The organism is Shewanella sp. K8, assembly GCF_028823715.1.
Lineage (GTDB): Bacteria > Pseudomonadota > Gammaproteobacteria > Enterobacterales > Shewanellaceae > Shewanella > Shewanella algae.
The window spans coordinates 30,876-51,688 of the sequence record NZ_JAPEHY010000038.1 but is presented as its reverse complement, the minus strand read 5'-3'; the positions used below and the strand labels follow the sequence as shown (position 1 = coordinate 51,688).

24 protein-coding genes are annotated in these 20,813 nt (G+C 52.9%); 7 read left to right on the top strand and 17 right to left on the bottom strand.

Translation table 11 applies throughout. The annotated features are described in order from the left end of the window. The 6 genes from ON072_RS17820 to ON072_RS17795 form a co-directional block, all read right to left on the bottom strand. A partial coding sequence (locus ON072_RS17820; RefSeq protein WP_274626125.1) for a hypothetical protein occupies positions 1 to 256 on the bottom strand: 256 nt, incomplete at its 3' end. A 165-nt stretch (positions 257 to 421) separates the two neighbouring features. After that, positions 422 to 628 carry a hypothetical protein gene (locus tag ON072_RS17815; RefSeq protein ID WP_274626124.1) on the bottom strand — a complete coding sequence of 69 codons (207 nt, stop codon included), beginning with the start codon at positions 626 to 628 and terminating at the stop codon, positions 422 to 424. Between the two features lie 1,573 nt (positions 629 to 2,201). Then, complete coding sequence (locus ON072_RS17810; protein WP_037437387.1) at positions 2,202 to 2,363, bottom strand: hypothetical protein; 162 nt, start codon at positions 2,361 to 2,363, stop codon at positions 2,202 to 2,204. Positions 2,364 to 2,513: 150 nt separating this feature from the next. Further along, positions 2,514 to 3,830, bottom strand: a complete 1,317-nt coding sequence (locus ON072_RS17805; RefSeq protein WP_274626123.1) for an RsmB/NOP family class I SAM-dependent RNA methyltransferase — start codon at positions 3,828 to 3,830, stop codon at positions 2,514 to 2,516. Between the two features lie 118 nt (positions 3,831 to 3,948). Further along, a complete protein-coding gene (locus ON072_RS17800) occupies positions 3,949 to 4,620 on the bottom strand; it encodes a glutathione S-transferase family protein (protein WP_146508573.1) in 672 nt (223 codons plus the stop codon). Between the two features lie 28 nt (positions 4,621 to 4,648). Further along, positions 4,649 to 5,269 carry a glutathione S-transferase family protein gene (locus ON072_RS17795; RefSeq protein WP_146508571.1) on the bottom strand — a complete coding sequence of 207 codons (621 nt, stop codon included), beginning with the start codon at positions 5,267 to 5,269 and terminating at the stop codon, positions 4,649 to 4,651. A gap of 466 nt (positions 5,270 to 5,735) precedes the next feature. Between ON072_RS17795 and ON072_RS17790 the strand changes: the two genes are divergently transcribed. Next, complete coding sequence (locus ON072_RS17790) at positions 5,736 to 6,308, top strand: TetR/AcrR family transcriptional regulator (RefSeq protein ID WP_037468223.1); 573 nt, start codon at positions 5,736 to 5,738, stop codon at positions 6,306 to 6,308. Positions 6,309 to 6,369: 61 nt separating this feature from the next. On the opposite strand, the gene ON072_RS17785 is transcribed toward ON072_RS17790, so the two are convergent. Continuing rightward, a complete protein-coding gene (locus ON072_RS17785; RefSeq protein ID WP_144135653.1) occupies positions 6,370 to 7,044 on the bottom strand; it encodes a DUF2461 domain-containing protein in 675 nt (224 codons plus the stop codon). A 180-nt stretch (positions 7,045 to 7,224) separates the two neighbouring features. Between ON072_RS17785 and ON072_RS17780 the strand changes: the two genes are divergently transcribed. From ON072_RS17780 to ON072_RS17770, 3 genes are all read left to right on the top strand, one after another. Beyond that, positions 7,225 to 9,468, top strand: coding sequence for a TonB-dependent receptor domain-containing protein (locus tag ON072_RS17780; protein ID WP_274626122.1), 2,244 nt, complete (start codon positions 7,225 to 7,227; stop codon positions 9,466 to 9,468). 99 nt (positions 9,469 to 9,567) lie between these two features. Beyond that, a complete protein-coding gene (locus ON072_RS17775; RefSeq protein ID WP_025890059.1) occupies positions 9,568 to 10,140 on the top strand; it encodes a PhnA domain-containing protein in 573 nt (190 codons plus the stop codon). 146 nt (positions 10,141 to 10,286) lie between these two features. Beyond that, on the top strand, positions 10,287 to 10,841 hold the full coding sequence (locus ON072_RS17770) for a MarR family winged helix-turn-helix transcriptional regulator (protein ID WP_159352354.1): 555 nt from the start codon (positions 10,287 to 10,289) through the stop codon (positions 10,839 to 10,841). An 84-nt stretch (positions 10,842 to 10,925) separates the two neighbouring features. Here the strand turns inward: ON072_RS17770 and ON072_RS17765 are convergent, their stop codons facing one another. The 5 genes from ON072_RS17765 to ON072_RS17745 are packed head-to-tail and all read right to left on the bottom strand — an operon-like array spanning position 10,926 to position 14,491. Further along, complete coding sequence (locus ON072_RS17765; protein WP_274626121.1) at positions 10,926 to 11,405, bottom strand: Atu1372/SO_1960 family protein; 480 nt, start codon at positions 11,403 to 11,405, stop codon at positions 10,926 to 10,928. Beyond that, positions 11,395 to 12,285, bottom strand: coding sequence for a glycine betaine ABC transporter substrate-binding protein (locus tag ON072_RS17760; RefSeq protein WP_274626120.1), 891 nt, complete (start codon positions 12,283 to 12,285; stop codon positions 11,395 to 11,397). The genes ON072_RS17765 and ON072_RS17760 overlap by 11 nt, the downstream gene beginning before the upstream one ends. Positions 12,286 to 12,319: 34 nt before the next feature. Next, the gene (locus tag ON072_RS17755) at positions 12,320 to 12,769 is read right to left on the bottom strand and encodes a VOC family protein (RefSeq protein ID WP_274626119.1); all 450 of its coding nucleotides are present in this window, start codon (positions 12,767 to 12,769) and stop codon (positions 12,320 to 12,322) included. A 16-nt stretch (positions 12,770 to 12,785) separates the two neighbouring features. Next, on the bottom strand, positions 12,786 to 13,934 hold the full coding sequence (locus tag ON072_RS17750; RefSeq protein WP_274626118.1) for an L-dopachrome tautomerase-related protein: 1,149 nt from the start codon (positions 13,932 to 13,934) through the stop codon (positions 12,786 to 12,788). Beyond that, the gene (locus ON072_RS17745; protein ID WP_208124331.1) at positions 13,931 to 14,491 is read right to left on the bottom strand and encodes a YbhB/YbcL family Raf kinase inhibitor-like protein; all 561 of its coding nucleotides are present in this window, start codon (positions 14,489 to 14,491) and stop codon (positions 13,931 to 13,933) included. Before ON072_RS17745 ends, ON072_RS17750 begins: the two co-directional genes overlap by 4 nt. 236 nt (positions 14,492 to 14,727) lie before the next feature. Here ON072_RS17745 and ON072_RS17740 point away from each other — a divergent pair, with 236 nt between their 5' ends. From ON072_RS17740 to ON072_RS17730, 3 genes are read left to right on the top strand one after another with little or no spacing between them, the layout of a single operon-like run. After that, on the top strand, positions 14,728 to 15,390 hold the full coding sequence (locus ON072_RS17740) for a hypothetical protein (protein WP_044733953.1): 663 nt from the start codon (positions 14,728 to 14,730) through the stop codon (positions 15,388 to 15,390). Between the two features lie 12 nt (positions 15,391 to 15,402). Further along, a complete protein-coding gene (locus ON072_RS17735) occupies positions 15,403 to 15,993 on the top strand; it encodes a Crp/Fnr family transcriptional regulator (RefSeq protein WP_274626117.1) in 591 nt (196 codons plus the stop codon). Between the two features lie 60 nt (positions 15,994 to 16,053). After that, positions 16,054 to 16,572, top strand: a complete 519-nt coding sequence (locus ON072_RS17730; protein WP_208144642.1) for a YgjV family protein — start codon at positions 16,054 to 16,056, stop codon at positions 16,570 to 16,572. Here ON072_RS17730 and ON072_RS17725 read toward each other — a convergent pair. From ON072_RS17725 to yiaY, 5 genes are all read right to left on the bottom strand, one after another. Beyond that, positions 16,569 to 16,820: a hypothetical protein gene (locus ON072_RS17725; protein WP_028778989.1), complete on the bottom strand. Its 252-nt coding sequence runs from the start codon at positions 16,818 to 16,820 to the stop codon at positions 16,569 to 16,571. The genes ON072_RS17730 and ON072_RS17725 overlap by 4 nt on opposite strands. Continuing rightward, positions 16,817 to 17,053 carry a hypothetical protein gene (locus tag ON072_RS17720; RefSeq protein WP_044733954.1) on the bottom strand — a complete coding sequence of 79 codons (237 nt, stop codon included), beginning with the start codon at positions 17,051 to 17,053 and terminating at the stop codon, positions 16,817 to 16,819. The genes ON072_RS17725 and ON072_RS17720 overlap by 4 nt, the downstream gene beginning before the upstream one ends. 101 nt (positions 17,054 to 17,154) lie before the next feature. After that, entirely contained in the window at positions 17,155 to 18,456 is a 1,302-nt protein-coding gene (locus ON072_RS17715; protein WP_025889419.1) for an NAD(P)/FAD-dependent oxidoreductase, read from the bottom strand. A 435-nt stretch (positions 18,457 to 18,891) separates the two neighbouring features. Continuing rightward, positions 18,892 to 19,257: a cytoplasmic protein gene (locus tag ON072_RS17710; RefSeq protein ID WP_107005650.1), complete on the bottom strand. Its 366-nt coding sequence runs from the start codon at positions 19,255 to 19,257 to the stop codon at positions 18,892 to 18,894. Positions 19,258 to 19,583: 326 nt separating this feature from the next. Beyond that, a complete protein-coding gene (gene yiaY / locus ON072_RS17705) occupies positions 19,584 to 20,732 on the bottom strand; it encodes an L-threonine dehydrogenase (RefSeq protein ID WP_045282928.1) in 1,149 nt (382 codons plus the stop codon). Positions 20,733 to 20,813: the final 81 nt, after the last annotated feature.

Sequence of the window (20,813 nt, the reverse complement as noted above, 5' to 3'; positions counted from 1 at the left end):
TAATGTTGTCATTGATTTCTTTATGGGTTTTCTCATTTCTTAGCTTCCTTACTTTAAGAGTACCGAAGAAGCTTCCTATAACTATCGCTATGACTGCCCCATAGCCTTCAAGAGAAAACTTTAGACTCTCATCTATTTGAAAAAGGGTGTCTACAAAGAACTGATAAGCAGGGACCGAGAAGAAAAGAAAGACCGTTCCAGGAACGACTTTTCGAAGTTTCTTCAGAGTTGATAATTCCATAGTGTTTTGGCTCACATATCTTCTTTGCGATTTATGATCTCAGAACCGCAGGCATTTAACGCCGCACACAGGGGACGGCCAATAAGCGCAACGTTTTGACGGTCACAGCGACTAACGGGAGCGACTGCTGTGCCTTGTTATGCTTTAATATTGCTAAATATATACGCTGCATACAGGGTATCAATTAAACTTCTTATTAAATGCTTCTTTACTGATCTTGCGCTCCATCTGAGAATTACATTTGGGGCACATTACTTGCTTTTTACCGCCAATCGTCCATTTATAGTAGGTCTTTTTAATCGACTGACCACAAACATCACAAGAGGAAGGTTTCCCGAATATTGCGCCCAAAATAATTATTACAATTATTCCGATAACCCATTCCATGTTTCGCACTCCATAATATGACCTAATCAGCATAACAGCTGTATAGTGCGCATGCGCGTTTTAGTCCTCAGAGGAGTGTAAACGCGCATCGCCATCTGTTTGTATTAGCTGGATATAATTGAGTTTAGTCTTAATATCCCTTGCAGCTAAACGCGCATGCGCGGTTTCCAAACCTATTATCTACTCGCTGTATTTTTTAACTTTATGAATTTAATAATATTTCCTAAAATGTTACGGAAATAACGCGCAAACTTAGCTGCAAATTCCCGGCATATTGTCAGGAACGTCAATAATACTGTATAAAAAATCAGTTCTGAGGTGCTTTTCATGAGCGCCGTAAACGCTACAACCCAAGCCCTACAAAAAGCGTTAAGTAAAGCCATGGCTACCGCACGGGTGCAAACTCTGTTCGCCCCTGTATTCCGCTGAAAACGGAAAAATGCTATTGCTTTCCGCCTTAAGCTTAAGGAAGTGCTAAATTCAAGCTATTGAATTGGTTATACAATAGCTAGCATTGGATGTGAAAACAATTAGCCAAAGGTCAAGTTTTTGACAAAGACTACAAAACCCTGTTGCATTCTTCCCTGTTTTCAACGGTCACAGTCCCACCTAGTACTGGCCGAGCTTCCGGCCACGGTGTAGCCAATCACCTGCAGTGCGCCTTTCGCACAGGCGAACCAGGGATGGTGAGCTGGCCGTTAAACAGGGAAGTTGTTGTGAACCCGTCCATGTAGCCTCGACGAAAACGTCCCTGTTTTCGACGGTCACAGTTCCGCCTGTGCCTGAAAATGAGGTGTATGCCTGCAGATCTTTCAAATAGTTCAAGTTACTCAGGGCTAACAGAATTGCACTAATTCCCCCCTCGGTGTCGCCGAAAGCCGTTGGCGCAAATAACGTGGCTGAGGCATGGATGCCGAAGCAGCGCCAGTCGAATCAGGGATGAGCGTCTGAAGCGGTAGTTATTTGCGCCATTAGGCCGAGGGGCTTTCGACACCGTGTGGGGGCGGCAAGGGAGATCCAAGAGGGGATTGCTGCAGATCCTCTCTTGGTCGGGTGTGGGGCGAAGCTCCACGACTTTAGGCCGCTGGCACAGCGGCTATCATAGCTTCCAGCTAAAAGTTCCTAAATTAGTACTGGCCGAGCTTCCGGCCACGGTGTAGCCAATCACCTGCGGTGCGCCTTTCGCACAGGCGCTCCTGTGACTCGGCGAGAGTTGCATAGCAACATGCTTTCGAGCGCGAACCAGGGATGGTGAGCTGGCCGTTAAACAGGGAAGTTGTTGTGAGTACGTCCCTGTAAGCTCTGCCTCGCCATCCCTGGCTCGGAAGGTCACAGTTCCGCCTGTGCCTGGAAATGAGGTGTATGTCTGTAGAAATATAGGCAATTTTAAGCAACGTTATTTTTGCAGAATTGCACCAATTCCCCTTCGGAGCCGCCGCTGGCGTTGTTGCAAAGTGGCGTAGCCTAGACAGGTGAGTTGACGCAGTGCACAAATGGGGCTTATTCGCAGCTTCCTTATTCGCACCTTCAGCCCCTTTGTTTTTTGATTGGTTTTCTTGAGATTAAGCCAAGATTATTTCCATTTATCTCTGAGGAACTCAGGCTCCATATATTCGTCGGGATAACGTCTCTTGCTGTCCCGGCGGCGTTGTTTGACCCGTTTGTTCTTTTGCTTACCTCTGACATGATCTCCCCATGGAGCATCGTTGTCGTCGAAATCATAGTGGTTTGACATGATCCATTTCCAATAACACAGTGCATATAGGTTGCACCGCTCCTTTTTACCTAAAGCGCCGGTCAAGCTAAAGTGAGAAATTTAGCGTCTCAAGGTAAAAATTATTGCATGTCTGTCCACGGTTATCTTCAGGCATAAACCTGACTCTTGCTAGCCTTGTTTACGAAAACGAACAACAAACATCCCATCTGCATTGGCTTCAAAGGGCCAAATCGTCAAATACTGCGTCTGTTCACCGCTGAATGGGTGGCTGAGCGTTTCCAGAGTAAACTCGGTCCGCTTGGTCAGGAAGGCATCGACCACCTGGCGGTTTTCGCTGTCCGCCAGGGAGCAGGTGGCGTAAACCAAGGTGCCACCTGGCTTGATTGCATCGCAGGCGCGGCTGAGTATGTCGAACTGCAGCGCGGGTTTATCGCTGATGGCCTGGCTGTCATCCAGCCAGCGCATGTCCGGATTTCGGCGCCAGGTGCCGGTGCAGCTGCAGGGGGCATCGACCAACACGCCGTCGAAGGCTTCTCTGGCAACCGGCAGGGCATCGCTGCGCCAAGGCGCAACCTTGATGTTGAAACCGGCGCGTTTGGCACGCTTTTCCAGTTCATTGAGCGCAGCCGGGCGGATATCCGAGGCGGTAATAGTGCCAAAAACGCCTTTGGCGGCGCTATCTTGCTGCATCAGCGAGCTGAGTTGCAGGCTCTTGCCACCTGCGCCGGAGCAGGCGTCCCACCAGTTTTCGCCAGCTCTTGGGGCGCAAACCTGGCCTATGACCTGGGAGGCCAGATCCTGCACTTCAATAAAACCTTCTTTATAGAGTCTGATTTCATTGAGATTGATACTCTTGCTGCCAAGGCTGATGGCGTCATTGAAGACGGGCGCGGCGCTTGCGTCGACTCCGGCGCTTCTGAGTTCGGCCAGGGCCTTGGACAGCGGCATATTTTGCACCCTGGCCCAGATAGGCGGGCGACTGCAAAGCGCGTCTATCAGCAGCTCTTCCCGGGCCTCTGGCAGCGGCGCCACGGCCTGCCAGAACCAGTCCGGCGCCAGGTCTCTTGCCAAGACATGTTGGCCAGAGACCTTGAATACCAATGCGGCGGCGGCTTTGGGGGCCAGAGCCTGCTCAGGCAGGGCGAATGACTTGCCCGCTTGTTGCTGCCAGGCACTGATAATGTCCGTCCAAGGGTGAGCTTCTATTGCCGCCGCCAATGCCAGGCGCTGAAACCACAGGCTTTGCTCATCGATAGCTTCAAGTTGTCGCAACCAACCCCACCAACGAAACAGGGCAAACAGGGTCTCCCGAATGACTCTTCTGTCTTTGGAGCCGTGTTTCTTGTTGCTGCGGAAATAGTTCGCCAGCACCCGATCGGCACTCTGACGACTGTCGAGGATTTCGGTGAACAGTGTGTTGATGGTGTTGGCATAACTGGCGGCACGTTTTTGGGCCGGAGTCAGTGAAGGGCTTGGCGCGGTCAAAGGTTTCTCTGCATCAAGTAGGGATAGCAATGGCGCCAATATTAACAGAAGTGCCGTGGCCTGTCCCCGGCACCTTGTTTTGCTAATGTTTAACTAATGTTTACCACACTGCTCAGACTTAGCGGGTAACCATTTGCGCTATCTGTTTGGCCCGGTCTTCATCACTCAACTGGTCCCTGGACTCTGGGGTGACTATGCCTTTTTGACAGGCCGGGCGCTGGGCCAGCGTATCCAGCCAACGTTGCAGATGAGGCAGGCCTTGAATATCTATGCCGCTCCAGTCGTAGATCCGCACCCAGGGCCAGGTGGCCATATCGGCTATGCTGTACTCATCACCGGCCAGATAGGCATGTTTGGCCAACTGATTATCCATCACCTCAAACAGGCGCCGGCCCTCTTTTTGATAACGCTCTATCGCGGCCGGGATCTTCTCCGGAAAATAGCGGTAGAACACATTGGCTTGTCCCATCATGGGGCCTACGCCGCCCATCTGGAACATCAGCCATTGGATGACCTTGGAGCGATTCTTGGCATCAACAGGTAAGAATTTCCCCGTTTTTTCAGCCAAGTAAAGCAAGATGGCACCGGATTCAAACACCACGAAATCATCGTTATCCCTGTCTATGATGGCCGGGATCCGGCCGTTGGGATTGATGGCTAAAAACTCGGGCTGTTTCTGTTCATGGGCACTGAGGTCCAGATGGTGTACCCGGTAGGGCAAACCCATCTCTTCCAGGGCTATACTGATTTTAAAGCCGTTGGGTGTGGCGGCGGTATAGAGTTCAATCATGTGTGTCTCCTAGATTTTATCCTTGCTTTTATCCTTGTTTTGGCTGGCTTATTGCCTGGCGTTGTCCGGTTTGCTCATACCAGCTCTGCAGTACAGGGAAAGGCTGCAGTGAAATCTGCAGATTTTTGATGAATCCCAATAAGATATAGGCGGTAATATCGGCAATGGAGTAGTTTTCACCGGCCAGATAAGGGGATTCACTCAGGCGCTGCTCCAGCAGAGGCAGGAAAGATTCCAGACGCTTGCGGGATTCTTCGCCCCAGGCTTGAATGCAGGTTTCCCGGTCGCTGTAGATGCCGCTGATATTGCGAAATGCCTGAAAGGCAGGTAACAACCCCTGCAGTTCAACGATGCGCTGCCACATCTCCACCTTTGCTCGCTCCAGCGGCGTGCTACCAAAGAGCTTGAGCTCGGTAGGGAACAGCTCGTCGAGATAACGACAGATGGCCACAGACTCGCACAGATAACTGCCATCATCCAGCTCCAGCAGCGGAATGCGGCCATTGAGACTCTTGGCCTTGAATTCGGCCGAGAGATTTTCTCCGCCGCGAAGATCGACGTTTACCCGCTCGATATCTATGCCTTTCTCCGCCATGAAAATACTGACTCTGCGGGCACTTGGGGTAGGTCCGAGTTCATACAGCTTCATCTATCTTTCTCCATCTGTCTTGGGCCGTTTTGCCCCTGTATGAGGGAAGGTGCGAACAAGTCCTCGCGGCACTCTGGCTTACACAGCAATTGGCATTCAAGGCATCTGACTGAAGGCATGCCGGGGCCTGTCGAAGTCGGATAACGCAGAGAGCCGATTGTTGTGCAAGCCCCGAAGGGCGTGGCTTACAAGCCTGCCTGCTGTGTTGTGCTTCTTGCAAAGGACTAGGGCCATTTGCTGCGAGCCACGCCTTGCATCCAGGCTTGTAAGCCGACGCAGAGCACGCATGGGACTTGTTCGCACCTTCCTTAGTTATTTTCCCTGGCTTGGCTGTCAGGAAAATGTATTCAAATCTTTTTCGGAACGATCGTTTAGGTTAGACTTTAGGGGATATCAGAACGATCAGTCAAGAATTAATTTGGCTAAATATACAGCACGTCATTCGCTGGAAACGCTTGGGAGCAGTATGGCAAGAAGTTGCAATTTTGACCGGGAAGATAAGCTGAAATTGGCAATGGAGCTCTTTTGGCAAAAGGGTTATGCCGCCACCTCAGTAGCGGATCTGGTCGAGCATCTGGGGATCAACAGATTCAGTCTCTATAACACCTATGGCGACAAGCTGAATCTGTACCGGGAGGCGCTGCGTCTGTATCTGCAGCAAAACTCTTTGCCAGCGCTCGACAGCCTGCGTGCCGAAGGCGCAGGGTTACAGCAGGTAATTGATTACCTTGAACAGTTTGTGGCCCTGCAGCGAGAGCAAAAATACGGCTGTTTCCTGCAAAATGCGCTGCTGGAGATGAGCCTGGAGGATGCTGTCGTACAGCAAGAGAGTCGGCACTTGTTTGACTCCATCAAGGAGGCGTTTGCCAAGGCGTTGACCCACGCCAGAGAGCGCGGCGAGCTTAACAGCGACAATACCGAGGCGCTCGCAGCCTGGTTACTGCTGCAACTGCAGGGAATTCGGGTGCTCGGCAAGGCCGGTTTGCATCAGGAGTTGCAGCAGGCACTGAGTGTGATGCGCGCTCAGCTTGGACGTTGAGCCAGATTGTACCTGGGCGGTTTAAGCCCGGGTACGGCAATCAATAATCCAGGAACAGACATCAATAATCCAAGTCCAGGGCGAAACACAGATAACGCATCAACGCCTGGGTGTGTTGGAACTCACTGGCACAGAAGTCGACAAAATCGCTGCGACAAACCTGCTCTTTTGTCAGCATCTTAAGCGCCACATAGTCTTTGCGTTTCAACTCGTTTATCAATGGGTGGCTTTTATCGAACCCCTTGGGGGGCCGCACCAGGCTGTCACCGTCCATCGTAAACCCCTGGCGCTGTAATTCCTCCAACGCCTTGCTGTAGGCGCGTGGGTTGTCGTCGATACATTGCCTGATGGCGCCGAGCACCTTGGATTCGGGGCGCCAGATCCCGGCAGCGATAAAGCAGCCATCGTTGGCCAGATGCAGATACAACCCGGGAGCGTGAACATCCTTACCCTGAAAATGGCGAAACTGGATCCCGACATTGAGCTTGTAGGGCGACTTGTCGTGACCAAAGCGAGTGTCCCGCTGTGGTCGCATCAAACTGCCTCCGACCTTCTTGGCGACCGCCGTCAATCTGGGAGACAAGGCCTGAATAGGCTGCTGCATCTGTTCAATAAATGTCAGTGCCGGCCCCCTGAGCAGGGTTTCATATTCGTCCTGATGTTGCTTGAACCAGGCTCTGTCGTTGTTGTTTTCCAGCCGGGTCAGAAAGGCAAAACCTTGTTCGCTGAAGCTCATCTTTGTTCTCCATTTTCTTCACGGCGATATCTCAGGTGAAAGCCTGTTGTGAGTCAAGCGGTTTTACATTTTTAAAACAAAGATAACCAAATTGGATCCTGTGTAAATATCGGTGAGAATAATTCTCATTTGTCAGCTTGATTCTTATAATGCCGCCTTATTTTTAAGGGGAGATGATAGATGACAAGCGAACAATCCCGGCGAATGGCGCCGAGCGGCAAGCTGCCATTACTGCTGTGTGCCTTGGCGCCCTGGCCCTTGCTGGCCGCCACTTCTCAGCCGTCCAAGAGTGGTAGCAGTGTGCTGGGTGAGCCTAAGGTGGAAGCGATAGAGATCATAGAGGTGCGTGGCCAGCCTTTTCGTCGGGAACTGACGCTGACCCGTCCGGGCGAAGCCTTGGTGACATTGGAGGACATAGAGGAGCAACAGGCGGGAAACTTTGCCGAAGTGCTGGACACTGTGCCCGGCATCACTCTTGATGGCGGCCCCCGCAGCGGTGGTGAGAAAATCAATGTCTGGGGCTTTGGTGAGACAGAAGATCTCAATGTCTATGTCGACAACGCCCCGGTCGGGTTTGAACAGTATCGCTACGGCTCTTTCTTTATCGACCCGGATATGGTCAAGCGAATTGAGGTGATCAAGGGCGCCCACGATCCCCGCTCCGGCAATGGTGGTTTCGGTGGCTCCATGTATGTGGTGACCAAGAGTGCCGATGATTTTCTGGATTACGGCAAAAACTTGGGTGCCAGAGTCAAGGCCAGCTATGCCGATAATAACGGCTTGGAGACTTACACAGGTACGCTTTATGGCCGCTTGAACTCAGGGCTGTCGGCACTTGTTAACTACAGCTATAAAGATGCCGGCGATCTTGAGCTGGGCAACGGCCAGGTGTTTCGTTTCTCAGGCTATCGGCAAAACAACCTCCTGGCCAAGCTGGATTATGAGCTAGGGGCGCATAAGTTGTCTGTGAGCTATACCTCCTACGATGATGAAGGCCGTAAACCCTGGGCCAACCGTCGCGGCGAAATGCCCACTGTATCTGAGTTCAATATCAAAAAGTACGGCTCTTTTGAGGCGGCAGAATACGCCAATACCGCCCTCAACAGTTACAAAGACCGCACAGTTTCACTCAACTACCGTTATACACCGGCCAGTCCGCTGTGGGATCTGCAATTGGCGCTGTCCAGCAGCAGTAACGACAGGCACTGGGTAAGGCCCCAGATAGCCTTCGATAAGATGTTTGTTTCTGTGGGTAACTTTGGCCACGAGTCTTGGCTCGAATACGACAGGGACTTTATCGATATCAACAACACCAGCCAGTTGGGTGACCACTTGCTGACTGTGGGGCTGCAGTACCGCTCGCTCGATCGCCGCTCACTGGTATTCAACAAGAGTTATCAGAACAAGGCGGAGAAAAACTTCGGCCTGTACACGCCTTACTACCAGCCTGGAGGTCGCCAGGATACCTACGCCTTTTATATCAGCGACAGCATTGCCCTGACGGATAACCTCATTCTAAAACCATCGCTGCGTTTCGACAGTATTTACAGCATAGGCCATGGCAATCTGGCGCCGGATTACAACGACCCCAGTGTCGGCCATGATTTTTCCTCTACCCGCCACAGCGGTTGGTCGCCAAGACTTGGGCTGGAATACCGTCTCGGTGATGTCAGTTTCCTGACCCTGGACTATGCCTACAGCCTGCAAGCACCTGTGGTGGATGAGATTTATGCGGTGCAATATGCCAAGGCCAGTAGTGCTCAGGCGACCAGTCGCGGGGTAGATGTCGAGCGGCTGCACGCCTACAAGCTTGGGCTGAGCAGCGCCTTTGATGGGGTCTTCGCCGGCGATGACAGGCTCTCGACCCAACTGACTCTGTATTGGAATCAGGGAAAACAGGATATCGCCCAGCGCAAAGGGCTCTGGGTCGACAAGAGTCAGCCATTTGAGAGCGGCTATGTGAATCTCGACGGCTACCATATCTACGGTGGCGACTTCGAGGCTCAATACCGTTGGCACGATTGGTTTGCCGACTATACGGCTTCCTATACCCGAGGCAAGCACAGCGGCAGCCTGCGTGACAGCAGTGGCAGGGATGAAAACCTGGCGGACATTCCTCCGCTTAATATGCGTCTGCACCTGGGGTATTACCTGACTCCCGAGCTGTCACTCTCCTGGCGTGGCAGTTGGTATGATGCGCAGCAGAAGGTGCCGGATGAGGGCCTGTTTGTCAGCGACAGACCCAGCCAGGCCTATTTTCTGCAAGACTTGTATCTTGCCTTCCAGCCGGAAGATATGTTGCAGGGGCTTGAGCTGAGGCTGGCGCTGCGTAACCTGACCAACCAGTATTACAGTCCGCATCTGGCCGATGGCATTGCGGCTCAGGGACGGGACATTCGCCTCAGTCTGGCGTACCAGTTCTGATAAAACCCCAGTTATTTTGTGCTTTTGTGAGCTGCAAACCTGATCAAGCTCTGATTTTGCGGCATAATGTGCGTTTTGCCTGACCGAAGAATATTAGTAATGACTTCAGAAACTGAACTGCAAAGCCGCTGTGGCGGGAAATGTGAACTCTGTGGAGCCGAAGGCGCTCTGTCTGTCTACGATCTGCCTCACTCGGGTGATCGCACCGACGGCGACATCATGATCTGCGCTACCTGTGAAGGTCAGATTGCCGCCCCGGACACCATGGATGTTAACCACTGGCGTTGCCTGAACGACAGTATGTGGAGTCAGGTTCCTGCCGTACAGGTAATGGCTTACCGCATGCTCAAGCGCCTCAGTGGCGAAGGTTGGGCCCAGGATCTGCTGGATATGCTTTATCTGGAAGAGGATCTCAAAGCCTGGGGCGATGCCGAGTCTCTGGCGGCCGACAGCGATGATTCGGCGCCGACACTGGACAGCAATGGTACTCAGTTGGCCGCCGGTGATACCGTAGTGATTATTAAAGATCTCAACGTGAAGGGCACCAGCTTTGTGGCCAAGCGCGGCACCGCCGTGCGTAACATAGCTCTGACCAACAACCCTGAGCATATCGAAGGCCGGGTCAATGGTACCCGCATCGTTATCCTGAGCTGCTATGTGAAGAAATCTTAAGCGGAGCTGTTCGCTTCTTCGCTGATTAATTCAGTTAAAAAAACGCCGCAGAGATCGATTTCTGCGGCGTTTTTCATTTCAGGGCTTGGGATTTGTCGCACGCTGGAATATGATTCCTTGTTAAGAATCTTGTTATCGAGATAATTATGTCGCAGGAAGAGCTGAAAACACAAACCCACAAGCCACAAGCCCACAAACCACAAGCCAAAGATATCAAGGATGGCGTAGACACCATAGTCAGTCAGTGGCTGGCCGCCGGTGTTACTGACGATCTGCAACCGATGGAAGTCTTTGGTCGCCTGGCCAGAATACATAAGCATATAGAAACCGAAATCCTTCGCTGCCATGGCGAGTTCGGTCTGCGTCAGGGGGAGTTTGATGTGCTGGCAACCTTGCGTCGCAGCGGTGAGCCTTACACTCTGACCCCGGGGCAATTGCACCAGAGCATGATGCTGACCTCAGGCGCCATGACCAGCCGTTTGGATAAGCTGGAGCAGAAAGGGCTCATCTGCCGCAGTCACTGTACCGAAGACCGTCGGGCGGTGAATGTACAGCTTACTGCCGAAGGCAAGGCCAAGGTAGAGGCCGCACTGCCGGCCCATATGGCGGCTCAGCAGCAGTTGCTTAAAGGGATCTCGGTCAAAGACAGGCAGAAACTGGCTGCGCTGCTCAAGGGCTGGCTGGGTGAACTTGAGTCCTGAGCCTGATGAGCTTCCGGTGCAGACGACCGCGATGATCCGCCCCGGCAAGCCGGGGATTAAAAGCAAGCTGGCCTTTAAGTGACTTCAATCCTCCAGAGGGTGCAGATCCGCCACCAGATAGACCAAACACAAGCTGTTCAGTGGCATTACAGGGTTACTCCAGATCATCCGGGTGTGGCGTCCGGCTTCACCGAATACCGCCAGCAGCAGATCCGAGGCACCATCCAAGGCTCTGGGGTGGTCGAAAAAGCCGTCGGCCACATTGAGCACTCCCTCGAGGCGGATAATCTGTTTTATTCGTGAGAGGTTTCCCAACGCCTGTTGCAATTGGGCTATGGCGTTGAGCGCCGCCAACTGACAGGCGGCATAGCCATCCGACAATTGCAGATCTACCCCTAGCCGACCCTGATACTTTATCTTGCCATCTTCAAAGGGAAACTGGCCTGAGGTCAGTAGTTGATGGCCGCTGATCACTACAGGCTCGTAGTTGCCGAGCGCCGAAGCGACCCGGGGCAGACTCATTCCCAGGGCGTTGAGCCGCTGCTCAGGTGTGTCATGCATCATGGTTCGATTCCTCACAGGTTTGACGACGCCAAAGGGGAGACAGCCATTGGGACAGGATAACCGGATGAGCACTCAGCCAACGTCCGGCAGCTTCTTCTGCGCTAAGGCCTTCGCGGTTGATGGCATAGTCCAGCTCGGCAATGTCCCTATTGAGCATCCGAATATTATCCAGCACCCGCAGCTGAGCCTGAGTAAAGTGACCGGCGGCATTTTCTGCCAGCAAGAGTACGGCGCGATCTTTGCCACCCAGCAGACCTTTGGGATCCTTGAGTTCCCGTATCTTGTATTTATGATGCAAAAACTGGGGTTGCCACAGGGGCACCACGGCCCAGGCCTTGTGTTGCAGTGCATCCTCAAAGGCGTCGAAACATTGCTGCTCAGTGCCGGTATGGAACTCATAGCCGGCCTGTTGCAGACCATAATCCTGCATCATCTGTTTTGAGAAACGGCTGATGCCGGCACCCGGGCCAATGCCTTGAATGTGGCGGCGCATTTTCTCCAACACGCCTGGGCGCAGCAGATCCGTCACCGAATCCACTTGCTCTTGCGGCACATATTCTGGCACGCCCCAGAGGGCATAGGGTTCATAATGCAGCCCCAGTTCCCGCACTTCTAGATTTTGCCTGACCTTATCCAGATAGATGCCGTGGCTGTGGGGTAACCAGGCGGAGCAGAGCAGATCAAGCTCGCCCCGGCCCAGGGCGTCGAAGTTGGCCTGATGATCGGCAAAACTCAATTGCACCGATTTACCCATGATATCCAGCACATGGACAACAATGGCGGCAGTGGCCCGGTGAAAGCTGAGATTGGTGACTCCCAGCCGCAGCGGCGTTTCCTTTGATGCTGAAGAGACTGCTTGGTTTGGTATCGGGTTTGGCATGGGGTTTCTCCTGTCAATGGTATGGCCGTTAGGATCAGCGAAATCTCAGCTTGGGCATGGCTTCTCCCAGGACCTTATTGTCCGGTGAGAAGGGAAAAATCATCTCGACGGTAATGCCGTTGGGGTCTTCCAGAAACAGTTGATGTTCAAGAATTTCAGGGACCTGCCGCTCACGAAAACGCAGTTCAAGTTCAAGCAGTTTGTGCTGCATGGCACTTAGGTCTGCGCCGCGAAAGGCCAGATGATCCACGACGCCGGAGCCATTGGTGCTGCGCCTTTGTCCCAGGTAGGCCTCGAGTGCCGGGTTTTGCTCGGCGGCCACCAGATGCAGCACAGGTTTGTCTGCGGCATACAACCAATAGCCCGGAAAGGCGAACGCAGGGCGGTAGCCCTCGCTCAAGCCGACAACCCGGCAGTAGAAATCACGGGTCTGCTGCAGCTTACTGCTGCGCAGCGTGTAGTGATCCAATCCCTGAATATTCATGATGGACTCCTTGGTTTCAGTTTCCTGCTACACCAGCGCTCAAAGGTTTGAAGCGGAAGATGTAGTAAGGGGGTTGGTTTTCGGCCTTGCCATCGTTCAGTGGCGCAGACAGCGGCAGCTGTGCGGCGGCGCTGTAGAGGAAGCCATCGGCACCCAGGCTGACACCGTCTGGCCAGATCATTCTCGGATCTGCGGCAAAGGGGCGATACTCACGACTGCTTGCCGGAATAATGCCGATACGGCGCTCGCCGACTTCGGTGAGATAGAGATTGCCGTCGACATCTATGCTCAGGCCGCCGTTATTGGGTTTGCGGGCCCAAAACTGCACCTGATTGGCCAGCACGCTTGCCGGCAGGGAAGGATTGGCCAACGCCAACATGGGGATCCGGTACAGCTCCCCCTTGTTGAGCGGGGCAAAGTAGAGCCACTCTTCATCTTTATCCATGGCAATACCATCGACGCCCACATAAACGGGAATCGATTTCTGCCCGGCTGTGCCGGCATCTATCACTATCGGGCGCTTGGTGTCGGGCATCACGCTCGGATGGCCCTGCAGTACCCGGCGGCTCTGGCCTGTTTTGAGATCTACCACTACCAGAGCAGCCTTGTCGCCCACAGGCCCGGTGGCAATGCCTTCATCGGCGATAACAATCAACTGATGCTTGGGGGATATCAGTAAGTCATTGTGCTGCGACTCCGGCAGGGATACAGGTGATGGCAAGTGGATAATCCGCTCCAGCTTGTCGGTATTGCTGTTCCAGGCCACCAGTTTCGGGATGACTCTGGGGCTGGCCTGGCCCGAGTCCAGCAACCAGACAATGCCGTTGGCATCGGTACGCAGACCAAGAACCCAGTTGAGGCAGGTATCGGGATCTTTCTGGCTGCCGTCGGCGCGAACACAGCCTTGCCAGTCGCGGTTTGGAAATGGTTTGCTGCTGCCATCGGCGAGGATTTCCGCCACCTTGGTTTCAGGCTCGTAAAAGGGGTGAAAACTCACCAACATACGCCCGCTAGGCGTGAAGCTGATACCACCGACAGCCTGCTCTGTAGTGCGGTAAACCTGAACTTGGCTCTCAGAGAATTGCGAAGCGGGTGCCGCGGCGGCTGAGATACCAAAGGAGGCCAGTGCGCCGGCCAGTAGGGTAGACAGAGTCAGGAGTTTCATCGGGTTGACTCCTTTCTTGGGCCGGCCAGCAGCACGAGTTCGCTCTTGGCCAGAGTGTGTTGCCAGAGGAAGAAGCCGGTCAGCGCCGCCGAATAGTCGGGTTTTACCGGCAGTTTGGCCACATCCAGCGCATGGACTGTCCACTTGTATCTGTGCTGACGTCCCTCGGGTGGGCAAGGGCCGAAGAAACCGGGTTTTCCCAGATCTGTGTTTGACTCAATGGCGCCTTCCGGTAAGGGGCCGCCATCTTTGCCGCCTGGCAGGCTGTGGACATTGGCGGGAATGTCATATACCACCCTGTGCCAGAAGCCTGAACCAGTGGGAGCATCCTGATCGTAAAAGGTGATGGCAAAACTCTTGGTTCCTGCCGGCGCATTTTGCCAGTCCAGCCTGGGCGCCAGGTTGGCACCGCTGCAACCGAATTGGTTCCAGTAGTAGTCTGCCGGTATGACTTGATTGGCCGTTAATGAGCTTTTCAGTTGTAAATCTGCGCCATGGGCCAAGGGTTGTAATGCCAGAGCACCAAGCCCCAAAAGGTATCCGATACCGTATTTCATGGTGTAATATCCTTTAAATTAACGTGAATTTGGTTGATTGGCGTTATCATAGAGAAAAGCTTTCCTGGGATAAGCAGGCAGCCGTTGGCTTTAGTTTCAAAAATTTTTTGAAAAAGGCGGTTTTGACTGAACCCGGGCTGACAGGAATTCAGATCCCGGCTGCGGCCATTAGGCTTTGGGGTTAAGGTAAGTCTGTGTGCCGATATGGCCGGGTTTGTGTGTTAACGGGATGGATTATGAAGCTGTTTATTCGTGTGGCTGTAGTGTTGGGGCTGGTGTTTCTGGCGGTGATCGCTCTTGGGATCTACAGGTTCAACTTCACCGAGGATGACCTCTATGTCAGGGAAAACGATATGGTGCGTCCACTGGCTGAATTCGATGGCGGGGCCAAGGGGGTGATGAAGCGGCTGTTCAGTCTGGATACCCGTGAACAGTTCAGGATCCGTTTGCCGGACAGCAACAAGTCAGTCACTCTTACCGGCTTTAAGGAAGAGCAGCATCTGGCGTTTGGCGAATATCAGGATGAAGTGGTTCGTGGGGAGGTGTTGCTCGATTACCGTAAGCTGACCCCTTTAAACTTGCCCGGCAATGCCGAATCCATGCAGTTTGTTGTTCCGTTCGCGGTGACAACCCAGGGCTCAGGTGTGTTCTGGTACCTGGGCATGTTCAGATTCGACTATCAAACCGGCGCCATTGCGCATCTGGCCAGCCAGTTTCTCGGCGACCGGATTGAGATTGAAGCCATTACCCCCAAAGAGCCGTTCGACCCGCCTTATAGCGTGACTCTGGCGCTGAAGACCCGCACCCAGGAGCAATCCATGGCCGAAGCGCCGGGCGAGTATATGGAACGCACTTTCTTTGTGACGCTTACCTCGATTCTGCCGTCTTCTTCCCAATAGGCGCCCGACTGAATGAGCCATGAATCTATGTCTCATCAGGCCGCTTTTCAGGCGCTGACAGACTTTTTCCTTGAGTTGGGGCTTGAACCCAGTGCTTTGGCGCCACTCTTGGATAAGGCTCAGTTGAAAAGTTGTCAGGCAGGTGAGGTGCTGCTGGCACAAGGTGGCAAACAGCAGTCGGGCTTTTTATTGCTCAATGGTCTGCTGCGGGCCTGCCACTATCTGAGTGATGGGCAGCAGCGCTGCAAAGAGTTCTATTTCCCTGGCGAATTTTGTCTGCTTTACAGCAGTTTTCTCAGTGCTGAGCCTGCCCGTTATCAACTTGAGGCACTGGAAAACAGCACTCTGGTGGTTGTGCCCCTGAACCTGTTTGAGCTTGGCGGGTTTCAGCGCGCCGAGCTTTCATTGCTGCGTGCCCAGCTGCGCTACAAGGAGCAGAAAGAAGCTTTTCTATTGCTCAAGTCGCCAGAGCAGCGCTACCTGTGGTTAAAAAATCACTGGCCACACTGGATAAGCGCCCTGAGCCAGGTGCAGTTGGCCAACTATATCGGCATCACCCCTGAGAGTCTCAGCCGCATTCGCCGGCGTCTTAACCTAAGTTAATGCCATCGCCTCAATGGCACAGCACAATAGCGGCCGGTTTCAATCTTCCGGGATACTGTGTTGTCCATTTTTGTTATTTCACAGCTGTTGGTCACTCTGGCGCTGTTTAGCGATCTTTTGTCATTCCAGTTCAGGCATAGGCGCGCCGTGCTCGCTTGTCTGGTGGTGTCGGGCCTGCTGATCTCAGCGCATTTTATCTTGCTCGACCACTGGAGCCCGGCCATTTTAATGTTGGTTGCCAGTGTCAGATTCTTTGTCAGTATCTTCACCGTTGACAGACGTCTGATGTGGCTGTTTATGGCCGCTTCGGTCACGGCCGTGGCCCTGAGTTTCAATCAATGGCTCGATCTTTTGAGTCTGGCCGGCAGTTTGTTGCAGACCAGGGCGGCCTTTTGCCGTGATGACAAGAGATTAAGGGAGCTGATGTTTTTCGGCAGCGGTTGCTGGCTGCTGAATAACATCCTGTTGGGTTCGCCGATGGCGGTATTGATGGAGTCTGTGTTTATCGGCAGCAATCTGTTGGGATACTACCGTTTCTATCTGCGCCGCAAAGGCTCTGCGCCCGTACAAGGGGGCTAATTCATGCGCGCCTTGCCACCGATAATCTTGAATGCAGGCACGCCGCGGATCAGTGCCTGACGGGCGAAGACCTGGCCGCAGCCGGGGCAGGTACAGGGCGTTTGCGTATGATCTGTCAGGATCCGTTCGACAAAACATTTAACCAAGGCGCCTTTGCCGCCCTTTCGATATTTGAACAGTTTTGCCTTGCAGCCGCAGCAGATGATTTCCACCGTCTGTTGCGGTCCTTTTTTATTGGGCTTACTCACTTGCCCGGCAGTTCGGTTTCCAGCTCAATATCAGTGCAGCCTTTGGGGCAGCGGATGCTGGCAAGCTCTGAGGTGGATTTTGCCGATGGCAAGGTGGCACTCAAGGCTTGTTGGCATTTAGGGCAGGGCACTTTTTTACCGGCCAGCAGTTGTTTGATCAGATTCTTCTGCGCCTTGAAGGACTGGGCGCTGCTTTGGTTGATATTGGAAAAGTCGGCGGATTGAGCTGTCATAGGCAGTATCTGAATTCGTCTGTTACGGGTAAGTAAGTCTGCAGCGATTATAGCCTTGCCGGCGTGGCAAATAAAAGAGGGGCGCCTGGCGCCCCCCTTTATCAATGCAGCTTGAGGTGGGGATGGATTATCCGGGTTATCCCCTTGGCAAACATCAGCAGGGTGCCCTTGACCACGCCGTGCAGCTCTATCAAATGGCGGCGATAGAGAGAGGTATAAACAAATCTGGCTATCTTGCCTTCGACCATGACGCCTCCGCCAATGAAAGACATCAGGTTGCCGACCGTGTGGAAGCGTGACAGGTTCACCAGTGAACCGAGATCCTTGTAAAGGTACTCTTTCGAGGGAGTCTTGCCGCTGAGCATGGCTATGATGTTATCCGCTGTCATCAAGGCCATCTGCCTGGCGGCTTGGCCCCTTGGCGGCACCCAGCTGCCGTCCGGCTGCGGACAAGCGGCACAGTCCCCAATGGCAAAGATATGCTCATCCAGCGTGGTTTGGGCATTGGGTTTGACCAGCAGTTGATGGATATGATTGCTTTCCAGGCCGCCAATGCCGTGGAGAAACTCAGGCGCCTTGACCCCGGTGGACCAGATCACCATATCACTCGGGATCTCTTCGCCTTCACTGGTTGTCAACGCCTTGGCCGTCACCTGGGTGATACGGGTATTGGTCATCACCCGGACTCCCAGAGTGCTCAGCTCTCTGGCGACTGCGGCCGAGATCTCTTCCTTTTCCACCTTGGGCAGTATTCGTTTGTCGGCCTCAATCAGGGTGACTTCCAACAGGCTGGTATCTATCTTGTAGCCAAAGCCCTTGAGCTGATCCACTGCGTGATGCATTTCGGCCGACATCTCCACCCCGGTGGCACCGGCGCCGACGACGGCGATTTTGATCTTCTCATCCAACTGTTGATGGCTGGCATAACGCATAAACTTGTTCAACAAGCGCTGGCGGATGGCCATGGCCTGCTCTGTGTTGTCGAGGAAGACGCAGTGTTCCCGCACCCCGGGAATATTGAAGTCGTTGGCGATACTGCCGATGGCAACCACCAGATAGTCATAGTCGATGCGCCGTGATGGCAACAGTTCTTCACCTTTGTCATCACAAATGGGCGCCAGTATCACTTGCTTGGCTTTGCGGTCTATGTCCGTCATGGCGCCTTGCTGAAAGTGATAGCCGTGAGCGGCTGCGTGACTGCGGTAACTGATGGCATCAACCCCGACATCCAATGCGCCTGTGGCGACCTCATGGAGCAGGGGTTTCCAGACATGGCTGTCGGCGACATCGATAAGCGTGACTCTGGCCTTGGCTTTGCGGCCCAGTTTATGGCCCAGTTTGGTGGCGATCTCCATACCACCGGCGCCGCCGCCGACGATGACGATATTGGCTAACTCGTGCATTTAATGGCTTTCCTGTTGCAGATTTAAAAACAAATTCTGTTATTCCGGCAGGCGAACTCGGTCGTCCTGATTTGCATCAACCCCGCAAGGCCTGAATGATTGAGATCTTTAGACTTTGGCCCGCGGTGGAAAGTCTAGCAGTGGCAGGGTTTGCCAACAATTGGCCTAAAAATGGATTATATTTGGGGTAAGTTTGAGTTTTCTTTTATTAGCTTTTGAAAAATAAGGAAATGATTTTCTCAGAAATGATATTATCTATCGGATTTGTGCCGGAATGAATTGAATAACTGTGATCTATCGCCGTTGTCCGTAGTAAATCTGTGAACTGGCGCTTGTTTGGCCGTATCTTTACCAGGAGATGACAAGGATACGGCCAATTGAGAGCATTGCCTATGGAAGCTTGATTGACTCAGGGGGAATCGGCTCCAGGGCGGTTCAACCAAGGCTTTCCAGGCGAGCTTGACAGTCTTGATATATGTGCTCCACTATCTCTTCGACAGAGGTGTCTTTGGTGCACTTGTCCATAAAAATTTTGAGCGTGACCAGGGCATGGCCGCTGGGTTTTAATCTCTCGCTGATCATGGCGAAGTAAGCCTCCTCCTTTTCAGCCTTACGCACCACTATGTTCTGAAAACAAAATACCCTGTTACCAGAGTGAGCATGCCACTTACTGAGTCGGTCGAGGGCGATTTCTGCCGAGTGATTGATTTCGATGTGATTGCGCCATGTCGCTTCGGCGCTCTGATCCTGATAATGGGGGCAACGAACTGTGTAATTGATTATCTGGGTAATGGCTGTCATAAGGTATCCTGCCTGGTTGATTCCTGAATTTATCATAGGGGCTGAACTAACAATCGGCCACTGTGACAAGGGTTACAAACGCGGGGTGTACTCCTTATTGCTTGTTGCTCTTAATCTCATTTAGCCTGTATTCGACAGAAATAAACCGGGGACAGATCTCAAAATTTAGCTGTTGCCGAATAACCGTTGAAATGCTGAGCTGATGGGCTTGGAAGCTTGAAGAGAGTGGTAACTGAAAGAGAAGAGGCCCGCTCGGTGAGCGGGCCTCTTGTACAGCTTTCTCATTGCAGGGAAAAAGCAGACTATGAAATTATATTACATATGTATCAAAGTGCGTTAGTGAAAATTTGGCAAATTTCCTCGTGAGTCGCCTGTTTGGGGTTGGTAAAGCCGCAGGCGTCTTTCAGAGCATTCTCTGCAAGTACAGGAATATCTTCGGCTTTTACTCCAATTTTTGTCAGGTTTTCAGGGATTTTTACTGCCGCAGCCAATTCTTTAATCGCCTTGATTGCTGCCGCAGCACCCTGTTCATCGCTCATGGCACTGACATCAACACCCATGGCTTTGGCAACATCTTTCAGTCTTGGAGCCGCGACCTGAGCATTGTATTCCTGCACATAAGGCAGCAAGAGTGCGTTACAAACGCCATGGGGTAGATCGTAGAAACCACCCAACTGGTGCGCCATGGCATGTACGTAACCCAGGCTGGCGTTGTTGAATGCCATACCGGCGAGGAACTGGGCGTATGCCATCTGTTCACGGGCCTGGATATTGTCACCATGCTCTACCGCATCGATCAGGTTGGCATGAATAAGCTCAATAGCCTTGATGGCGCAGGCATCAGTGATAGGGTTGGCGGCGATGGAAACATAGGCTTCTACCGCGTGAGTCAGCGCATCCATACCGGTTGCCGCTGTCAGGCTGGCAGGTTTTTTCAGCATCAGCTCAGGGTCGTTGACCGAGATGATGGGGGTAGTGTGCTTGTCGACAATGGCCATCTTAATATGACGGCTTTCATCTGTGATGATGCAGAAGCGGGTCATTTCACTGGCGGTGCCGGCGGTTGTGTTGATAGCCACCAGCGGCAACTGCGGCTTGGTGGACTGATCCACGCCTTCGTAATCTTTGATGGAGCCACCATTGGCTGCAACCAGGGCAATACCCTTGGCGCAATCGTGTGGTGAACCGCCGCCCAGGGAGATCACGAAGTCACAGTCGTTGGCGCGCAACAACTCAAGGCCTGCTTCCACGTTACCAACGGTTGGGTTCGGTTGAACGCCATCGAATACAGTGGCGGTAATGCCTGCCTGACCCAGCTTTTCGGCGATCTGTCCCACCAGACCTATGCTGACCAGAGGTTTGTCTGTCACTATCAATGCCCGTTTGAATCCCAGAGTTTGGATATCACCGATAGCATCGTCTACAGCGCCCTGACCCAGGACGTTTACTGAAGGGATAAAGAATTTAGCAGCCATAAGTTCACCTATATATGCTGTTGAAAATGAAATCTGTATCTCTCTCTTGATGTCAAATTACCAACTCATCCGACCAAAAAG

Coding starts and splice junctions, on each gene's coding strand:
- ON072_RS17815 (WP_274626124.1), bottom strand. CDS start 628: ATGGAATGGGTTATCGGAATAATTGTAATAATTATTTTGGGCGCAATA.
- ON072_RS17810 (WP_037437387.1), bottom strand. CDS start 2,363: ATGTCAAACCACTATGATTTCGACGACAACGATGCTCCATGGGGAGAT.
- ON072_RS17800 (WP_146508573.1), bottom strand. CDS start 4,620: ATGATTGAACTCTATACCGCCGCCACACCCAACGGCTTTAAAATCAGT.
- ON072_RS17795 (WP_146508571.1), bottom strand. CDS start 5,269: ATGAAGCTGTATGAACTCGGACCTACCCCAAGTGCCCGCAGAGTCAGT.
- ON072_RS17790 (WP_037468223.1), top strand. CDS start 5,736: ATGGCAAGAAGTTGCAATTTTGACCGGGAAGATAAGCTGAAATTGGCA.
- ON072_RS17785 (WP_144135653.1), bottom strand. CDS start 7,044: ATGAGCTTCAGCGAACAAGGTTTTGCCTTTCTGACCCGGCTGGAAAAC.
- ON072_RS17780 (WP_274626122.1), top strand. CDS start 7,225: ATGACAAGCGAACAATCCCGGCGAATGGCGCCGAGCGGCAAGCTGCCA.
- ON072_RS17775 (WP_025890059.1), top strand. CDS start 9,568: ATGACTTCAGAAACTGAACTGCAAAGCCGCTGTGGCGGGAAATGTGAA.
- ON072_RS17770 (WP_159352354.1), top strand. CDS start 10,287: ATGTCGCAGGAAGAGCTGAAAACACAAACCCACAAGCCACAAGCCCAC.
- ON072_RS17765 (WP_274626121.1), bottom strand. CDS start 11,405: ATGATGCATGACACACCTGAGCAGCGGCTCAACGCCCTGGGAATGAGT.
- ON072_RS17760 (WP_274626120.1), bottom strand. CDS start 12,285: ATGCCAAACCCGATACCAAACCAAGCAGTCTCTTCAGCATCAAAGGAA.
- ON072_RS17755 (WP_274626119.1), bottom strand. CDS start 12,769: ATGAATATTCAGGGATTGGATCACTACACGCTGCGCAGCAGTAAGCTG.
- ON072_RS17750 (WP_274626118.1), bottom strand. CDS start 13,934: ATGAAACTCCTGACTCTGTCTACCCTACTGGCCGGCGCACTGGCCTCC.
- ON072_RS17745 (WP_208124331.1), bottom strand. CDS start 14,491: ATGAAATACGGTATCGGATACCTTTTGGGGCTTGGTGCTCTGGCATTA.
- ON072_RS17740 (WP_044733953.1), top strand. CDS start 14,728: ATGAAGCTGTTTATTCGTGTGGCTGTAGTGTTGGGGCTGGTGTTTCTG.
- ON072_RS17735 (WP_274626117.1), top strand. CDS start 15,403: ATGAGCCATGAATCTATGTCTCATCAGGCCGCTTTTCAGGCGCTGACA.
- ON072_RS17720 (WP_044733954.1), bottom strand. CDS start 17,053: ATGACAGCTCAATCCGCCGACTTTTCCAATATCAACCAAAGCAGCGCC.
- ON072_RS17715 (WP_025889419.1), bottom strand. CDS start 18,456: ATGCACGAGTTAGCCAATATCGTCATCGTCGGCGGCGGCGCCGGTGGT.
- ON072_RS17710 (WP_107005650.1), bottom strand. CDS start 19,257: ATGACAGCCATTACCCAGATAATCAATTACACAGTTCGTTGCCCCCAT.
- yiaY (WP_045282928.1), bottom strand. CDS start 20,732: ATGGCTGCTAAATTCTTTATCCCTTCAGTAAACGTCCTGGGTCAGGGC.